Source organism: Streptomyces sp. NPDC059851, assembly GCF_042732005.1.
Classification (GTDB): Bacteria; Actinomycetota; Actinomycetes; order Streptomycetales; family Streptomycetaceae; genus Streptomyces.
Genome location: NZ_JBHWJJ010000230.1, coordinates 1 through 7,001, shown reverse-complemented (window position 1 = coordinate 7,001; position 7,001 = coordinate 1). Strand labels below are relative to the sequence as shown.

General features: G+C 70.0%; 7 protein-coding genes and 3 pseudogenes. 6 read left to right on the top strand and 4 right to left on the bottom strand.

Features of this window, described 5'->3' with window-relative positions:
- Positions 1 to 104: pseudogene (locus tag ACFV7Q_RS37860) on the top strand (ABC transporter permease); the annotation flags it as partial.
- A gap of 483 nt (positions 105 to 587) precedes the next feature.
- Positions 588 to 1,463, top strand: coding sequence for a glutathione S-transferase C-terminal domain-containing protein (locus tag ACFV7Q_RS37855; protein ID WP_385435490.1), 876 nt, complete (start codon positions 588 to 590; stop codon positions 1,461 to 1,463).
- Positions 1,464 to 1,573: 110 nt separating this feature from the next.
- Here the strand turns inward: ACFV7Q_RS37855 and ACFV7Q_RS37850 are convergent.
- Together ACFV7Q_RS37850 and ACFV7Q_RS37845 are read right to left on the bottom strand one after the other, a co-directional pair.
- Positions 1,574 to 1,759 (bottom strand): annotated as a pseudogene (locus ACFV7Q_RS37850) (transposase family protein); the annotation flags it as partial.
- 53 nt (positions 1,760 to 1,812) lie between these two features.
- Positions 1,813 to 2,799, bottom strand: a complete 987-nt coding sequence (locus ACFV7Q_RS37845) for an AraC family transcriptional regulator (protein ID WP_385435489.1) — start codon at positions 2,797 to 2,799, stop codon at positions 1,813 to 1,815.
- A gap of 133 nt (positions 2,800 to 2,932) precedes the next feature.
- Between ACFV7Q_RS37845 and ACFV7Q_RS37840 the strand changes: the two genes are divergently transcribed.
- Positions 2,933 to 3,220, top strand: a complete 288-nt coding sequence (locus ACFV7Q_RS37840) for a DUF1330 domain-containing protein (protein WP_385435488.1) — start codon at positions 2,933 to 2,935, stop codon at positions 3,218 to 3,220.
- Positions 3,221 to 3,559: 339 nt separating this feature from the next.
- On the opposite strand, the gene ACFV7Q_RS37835 is transcribed toward ACFV7Q_RS37840, so the two are convergent.
- On the bottom strand, positions 3,560 to 3,694 hold the full coding sequence (locus ACFV7Q_RS37835; RefSeq protein ID WP_385435487.1) for a hypothetical protein: 135 nt from the start codon (positions 3,692 to 3,694) through the stop codon (positions 3,560 to 3,562).
- 30 nt (positions 3,695 to 3,724) lie between these two features.
- On the opposite strand from ACFV7Q_RS37835, the pseudogene ACFV7Q_RS37830 reads away from it, so the two are divergent.
- Positions 3,725 to 4,015 (top strand): annotated as a pseudogene (locus ACFV7Q_RS37830) (MarR family transcriptional regulator); the annotation flags it as partial.
- 340 nt (positions 4,016 to 4,355) lie between these two features.
- Here the strand turns inward: ACFV7Q_RS37830 and ACFV7Q_RS37825 are convergent.
- A complete protein-coding gene (locus ACFV7Q_RS37825; protein WP_385435486.1) occupies positions 4,356 to 4,766 on the bottom strand; it encodes a hypothetical protein in 411 nt (136 codons plus the stop codon).
- Between the two features lie 535 nt (positions 4,767 to 5,301).
- Between ACFV7Q_RS37825 and ACFV7Q_RS37820 the strand changes: the two genes are divergently transcribed.
- On the top strand, positions 5,302 to 5,430 hold the full coding sequence (locus ACFV7Q_RS37820; RefSeq protein ID WP_385435485.1) for a hypothetical protein: 129 nt from the start codon (positions 5,302 to 5,304) through the stop codon (positions 5,428 to 5,430).
- 85 nt (positions 5,431 to 5,515) lie between these two features.
- Positions 5,516 to 6,769: a serpin family protein gene (locus ACFV7Q_RS37815; protein WP_385435484.1), complete on the top strand. Its 1,254-nt coding sequence runs from the start codon at positions 5,516 to 5,518 to the stop codon at positions 6,767 to 6,769.
- The last annotated feature ends 232 nt before the right edge of the window (positions 6,770 to 7,001 follow it).

Here is a 7,001-nt window from a genome sequence, read left to right as displayed (position 1 = left end):
CCATCATCCTGATCCTCGTCGTCGGCATCGCCATCGACCTGCTGGTCTTCAGCCCGGTCGAGCGGTGGGTGCTGCGCAGCCGCGGCCTGCTGGCCAAGGGCTGAACGAACGGATCGCGCCCCACACCGCCCTCCGAGCGGCCCCACCCGTCGAGGCAGTCACCTCGCCCCCGCCCGAAACCTCATCGGCATGGCAGCAGGAACCGGCCCGGCCGGTCGAGGCCTGGTTCTCGTCCCTCTTACGCCCCGGCCGAGGACACGGGCCCTCTTGACAGCGCCCGAACACGCGTCGACACTCCGGAATGGTGAATCCTAGTGAACCGGTAGGGAATCATGGGTTGCTCGGCACTGGACCGCGGCACTGACGGCGTTCTCACCGCTGTTCTGCCGCTGCCGCTGCCGCTGCTGACCTCCCGCCGCCACATCGACCTTCTGCGCGTGTGCAGTGCGGCGAGTCCCCTGCACCTTGGCGGCCCCGCACCCGCCCGCCGCTGACCCTCCGCGCACGCACCCACCAGGTCCCGCACGCGCCGAAGCCGTCGCCTGCCGTCGTCCCATGGCCGTGATCGAGCATTCTCAGGGAGACGCATGTCCGCCACTTCCCAGAAAGCCGTGCCGCCCTTCCGGAGCAGGATCGGCCGTGACGCGCGCAGCGGCTACCCTGCCGTGCCGCACCGCTACCGGCTCCACCTCGCACTGACCTGTCCGCGGTGTCTGCGGATCGCCATCACGCACAGCCTGCTCGGCCTGGACGACGCCCTCCCGATGACATTGCTGCCCGCCGTGCCCGACGCGCCCGACGGCGGGTACCTGGCGCTACGCCCGCTGTACGAGGCCAGTTCGCACCAGCATCCGGGACCGGCCGTGGCGCCGGTGCTCAGCGATGACTGGGCCGGACGGATCGTCAGCACGCATACCCCCGACATCCTTCAGGACCTGACCCGACGGTTCGGCGCCTCCGGGCCGCGCCTGTACCCGGACGGCGCCGATGAACGGATCGAGGCCATCGGCCGGCTGTGCGAGCAGGACATCAACGCAGCGGCACAGCGCGCCGGCCAGTCCGGCATCGACTGGGTGGCACGCGACACCGCGCTCACCACCCTGTCGCGCGCACTGGACGCACTGGAGCGGCGGCTCGCCTCCGCCGAGTACGTACTCGGCGGGGAACTCACCGCCGCGGACGTGCAGGTGTGGGTGACTTTGGTGCAACTGGACACGGTGCACCGCTGGCACCTGGACGCCGCAGCGGTGTACCGCATCACCGACCACCCCCACCTGTGGTCGTACGCGCGACGGCTGGCGTCGCATCCCGCTTTCGCGTCCCACCTAGACCTGGACGGCATCGCCCGCAGGCACCACGCACGCTGCCGGGGCATGGAGGCCGCCGGCGCGGCGGTACGGATCGTGGACTGGCCCGGGCACGTACCGCGAACCGTGACCGCCGTGAAGACGACAAGGAGCTGACTGTCGCCGCACGAACTTCGTCGAGGTCCCGGCATGGCACACCTCCCCCTCCAGGGTCCGGCCGTATGGGACGTCGCTTCATGGACAGCGTGATCGTTTATTGAGCCTTTTCAGCGTTGCTCCCCCACGGTGAGGACCGCTCGGGCGATGGACGTCATCCGGTTCGGGCTGATGCGTGATCTGCGGAAGACCTGCCAGGACCTCAGCCGGGCCATGCCTCGTTCGACGGGTGTGCGGGCCTGGGCGAGCGCGTGGTTGACGGTCCGCTGGGTGAGGGTGAGCTCGCCGACGAGCGGTCATTAGCATGTCCGCGACGGAATCTTCGCGCGGTGCTTTACCTCGGCGGCCCTCAGCCCCGGACACCTCGCTGATCGCGATCGGGATCGGGATCGGGGTCGGGGTCGGCACTCGCGCGGTGCTGTCGGCGGAAGTGGCCAGGAGCGATCTCGAAGGTCCGCTTGAAAGCGTTCGAAAAGGCGAATTCCGAGGTGTAGCCGACTCGTTGGGCCACCGAGGCGAGGGGAGCGTCACTGGTGCGCAGGAGCCGGGCCGCGGTGGTCATGCGCCACCAGGCCAGGTAAGCCATCGGTGACTGCCCCACGAACGAGGTGAAGCGTTTGGCGAACGCGGTCCGGGACAAGCCGACTTGGTTGCTCAGCTCCTGCACGGTCCACGGCCGCGCAGGCTCCCGGTGGAGATGGTTGAGGGCCGCGGCGATCGCTGGATCGGTCAGCGCGGCGAGCCAGCCAGAGCCAGGTCGACGAGTGGATTCTTCCTCCAGCCATGCTCGCAGGAGGTAGACGAGGAGCAGGTCGAGCAGGGCTTGCAGCGTGACGTCCGCGCCATGTCGGGCATGGGCCAGTTCGCCGGCCAGAAGGTCAATCGCAGTGCGCAGGGCCGGGTGGCGGCCCGGCCGGGCAGGGACGTGGACGATCTCGGGGAGGGCCCGCAGGAAGGGGTGGACCTGCCCTCCGTCGAGACGGTATGCGCCGCACAGCAGGAGCGTGTCATCGCCACACGGCGAGTCGTCCCCGACGACGCTGAAGTCGTCGTGCCGCCCCGGTTCCGGCTCGGGTGGCAGGGCTGTTGCCGCCCGGTCCGGGCTGTTGCTCATGGCGTGCAACGTTCCGTGTGGCAGGAACACCACGTCGCCGGAGGTGAGCATGGTGGGGGAGTCGTTCAGAGTCAGCAGCCAGCAGTTTCCCTGGAGGACGACATGGAACCCCGCGCCCGGGTACGGGCCGAATCGGTTCCCCCATGCACCGCTGCGTCGCCTACGGGTGAACTTTGCTCGGCCGACCCGCGTGGTGGCCATGACGTCGCTGAACAGGTCCATGGACGGCCACCCTATCCGTACGCCGTGCGATGGGACGATCGCGTATGTTCTGGCTCCTTCAGCGTATGGAAAGGCCAGGAATGGTCCCCGTACGGTCGATGGCAACACGCCAGTGAACGTATGGAGGACAGGCATGACCGCTTACGTCGTCATCGATCTCGACATCGCCGATCGGGAGGGGTTCCAGCAGTACGTCGACGGGGTCACCCCCCTCATCGACAAGGCCGGTGGCAGCAATGTCTTGATCGACGACAACCCGCTGGTACTCGAAGGTGACTGGCACCCGACGACCCTGGTCATCCATCGGTTCCCGTCGAAAGCCGCCCTCCAGGAGTTCTGGGACTCCCCGGCGTACCAGCCACTGAAGGAACTTCGCCGCGCGTACTCGACCGTCAAAGTTGTCGTTGGCGAATGCGTCTGACCGACCGCATCCACGCCGCACGATCTCGCCGACCGGATCACCCTGACGCGGTACCAAAAGCCCACTCGACAAGGAGGAGCCGCATGACGGGCGCTCGTGCAAGCTGGCGACGCCTGAGACCTCACACGGGCCGACCGAACAGCGGACACCACAGCTCGAAGCGCCTGTGGTACGCCCGCAGGTGAACCTGCTCCAGCAGCTCCCGCCTCGATCGTTCACCCGGGCGCGCCGGTGTGGGGCGGTCGGCTGCGGAACCCGGTACCTACAACTGCGTGTCTGCGACCGGGGCGTCGGCACGTGCGGCGCTCCGCATCGCTTGGCAGAGACGGCAGCAGCCGATCACAACCGGCCTCCATCAACCCGGCGGAGGGGCACGTCCTTGCTGAAGGCCCCCGCCAGCGCTGTGGCCGCCTGCTCCAGGCGCTGCGCGGGCGCCGGGCCGGTGAACGGCGTTGCCGGTGCTGAGGTGGTCATGACGAGCTTTCTGTTCACTGGATGACGTGCGCTACTGGGAGCCGTGAGGAGGTGGCCACCCGGCTGGCATCCCTCGCGGACGGTCCGCCCGAGATCACCCGGGTCGTCGACCAGTTGATCCACCGCGGCTGGCTTCGAGTCGACGCCGGGCAGCGCTTGCACCTGACCGACGCGGGTGAGGCCGCCAGGGTTCGACTGCGCGGGCTGGTGACCGAGCTCCGCGCCGTGGTCCACAAGGGCATCAGCAACGAGGAGTACGTCGCCGCGCTCAAGGTGCTACGCACGATGGTTGCCAACGTCGGGAACGCCGGGAACCTTTAGTCGCTTCTTGCTCTCTGGTCAGCTGCGGGTCCGGATGAGGACGGCGGCGAAGTGGAGTGCGGCGTGGTAGGCGATTGGCGAGTTCGCCCGTTCGCGTGGCCAGTCCGTGCCACTGCCACGAAGGCGGTGACCACTGGCCTCGCCCTGCCGACGTATGACCTTGGCTGGCTCTGGCGAGAGTTTCGTAGCCGGAGATCATGTCGATGACACGGTCGACTGGTCCGCGTACCGGGCTGCCGACAGTCACGTATTCCGCACGGATGGCGCTGCGGCTTCGCATGGCTTCCCACCCCGTTGGGCCGCTCAGTGTAGCGCTGGTGTAGACAGCCGGGCTGGCCGGTCAGATGCCTACGCGGGTGGGCACTGCGTCCGCACGCCCGTATCCGAGCACCTGAGCGAGGACTTCGCGGAACTGCCTGATGTCTTCGGCCGGCGCTTCGATGACGGCTTCGATCTCGTGCTCGGTCAGCCGCAGGTCTTCCAGTGCTTCGGGGTCGAGTGAGATGCGGAGAACGTTTCCCATCAGGACGGCTTCCCGCACACAGCCGTATGCGGTGCCCTGCCCGGCCGTGACCAGGCAGTGTGTGTCCATCCCGAGGGCGACCTCCTGGTCATCGGGCTCCTCCTCTCCCGCCATGAACATCAGGATGAAACCGCTTCCATCCTCACCCTCGGCAAGAGCGGCTTCGGTGAAGTAGCCGTCAGGGTCGATCTCGGTCCTGGCGGCGCGGGCAGTAAATCGGTATGTCATGACGGGGTTCTATCAGCGTGCCCAGCCGCGCCGTGAGGCAGGGGCGAGCGCGGTGTTCCACCGTCACGCTCACGTCGTGACCGCGACGCCACGTGAGAAATTGCATGGGCGCCCACACGGGCAGCCCATGGCTGTGTTGGCCTGGGCCAGCTGGGCCGGGGTGAGGGGCCGGCGGCGGCGCTCGCACCAGCGCCGCCGCACTCCCTGTCGGCGGCTCCGACCACTCGCGGGCTGCAACGTCCGCCGTAGTGTGGCGGGATCTGGTCCCATCCCCCTGCAGGACTACTACATCCACGTGTCGGGCGAGCAGACCACCGCGCTGCAGTCCGTCGCTGCGCCGCGGGACTTCAGCGGGGACGGCACGGGACAGCCCGGCACCGGCCGCGGCACCGGCCACAGGTGGACATCCGACTGGGAGGGCCGAGGGCGCTGAAGGAGGCGGCCCGGAGCGGGAGTTGCGCTCCGTACCGAGACCGGAGGAGCGGGCACGCCCGGTCTGCGCCGGGACCACAGGTGGACCTACGACGACCCACAGGTGCTGCGGACCAAGTCGGCTGACGTCCGCGGACGCGGCCCGGGCGGCGTCCTGTTCTGGTCGCTGGGTGGGGACACCGCGGGCGGCGAGTTGATCACCGCCGTCGACCGGGGACTGCACGGCCGCTGACCGGGCGGCCGCCCTCCTGACCGGCGCCGCCGGGCCGCGGAAAACGGCTCGGGCCGGGCGGCGGCCTTCACATAGGCTCCCGCGCATGAGCATGAGGAACTCGACGATCCGCGCGGTCAACCGGCTGACCGGCCGCTGGGCGGAGGCCGCTGTCGCGCCCGACGGCCGCACGGGAACGGTCCTGACCGCCGCCGGGGTCTGGCCGCTGCTCGCCCTGCTGGCGGACGGCGCGGACGGCCCGGCCCGGGAGGAGCTGGCCGGGGCCCTCGGCATACCCGCGGACCGGGCCTCTGCGGCGTCCCGGGAGCTGTTGACCGCTCTGGGGCGAATACCGGACCTGGAGGCCGCCACCGGTCTGTGGGCGCGGGCGGACCTGCCCCTCGATCCGGACTGGGCGGCCCGGTTGCCCGAGGGGACGCGCGGCAGGCTCACCGGCGACCGGGCCGCCGACCGCAAGCTGCTCGACGACTGGACGGCCGCGAGGACGGGCGGCCTCATCGAGCGGATGCCGGTGCAGCTGACCGAGCACACCCGCCTGGTTCTGGCGTCCGCCTTGGCGCTGCGGCTCCGCTGGATCCGGCCGTTCCAGGAGTGGCCGGGGACCCTCCACGAGGGTCCGTGGGCCGATCAGCAGGTCCTCCGGCTGCACCGCACGACCTCGCTGCTGCACCGCGTCCGGGTCGCCGAGACGCCCGCCGGTCCGGTCACCGTTTTCGAGGTGGTCGGCGACGGCGGAGTGGACGTCCACCTCGTACTCGGTACCCCGGATGCCGCGGCCGGGCAGGTGCTGGCCGGCGGCATCGCCGCCGCGACCCGCGCCGTGCCGTCGGTGGACGGCTTCGACCTGCCCTGGGGCACGCCCGGACCGGGACTCCGGATCGGCCGCGGGGCGGCGTACCGGCCCGAACCGAGGTTGGCCGTCGAAACGGTGGCCTTCTCCGTCGAGGCGGAACACGACCTCCTGGAGCACGCCGGGCTGTTCGGCTTGGAAACGGCCCGCACGCGTGACCCTTCCGGTCACTTCCCCGGGATCAGCCGCGACCCGCTCCTCATCGAGTCGGGCAGCCAGTCGGCCATGGCACGGTTCCACGCGAAGGGGTTCGAGGCCGCCGCCGTCACCGCTTTCGGTGCGGCCGGGGCAGGCATGCGACCGCCGCCGTACCGTGTGCGGACCATCGACCTCCGGTTCGACCGGCCCTTCGGCTTCCTCGCCGTGCAGCGGTCCTCCCGGCTCGTACTCGCCACGGGATGGGTGGCCGAACCGCTTGCCTACGTCCAGGAGGACGAGGACTGGGATGACGAGGACTGGGAGGACGAGGATTGGGAGGACGAGGACTGATCGCGCGACAGGGCGTGACCGGAGGACCTTGCCCGATCGGGCGACGCTGACTGGCGCGCCGCGGGCGCCGGTGGAACCGGAAGAGGACGCCGTCACCTCCGCCTCGTAGCCGAACGCCTGATGAAGGCGCGCCCTCACCCGCCGGCAGCTCCTCGGCGGCCGGCGGGCAGCGGCGGTCCTGCCACCGGGTTCCGGAAGTCGGTGGACAGCCGGTTCGGGAGCGTGCCCACGG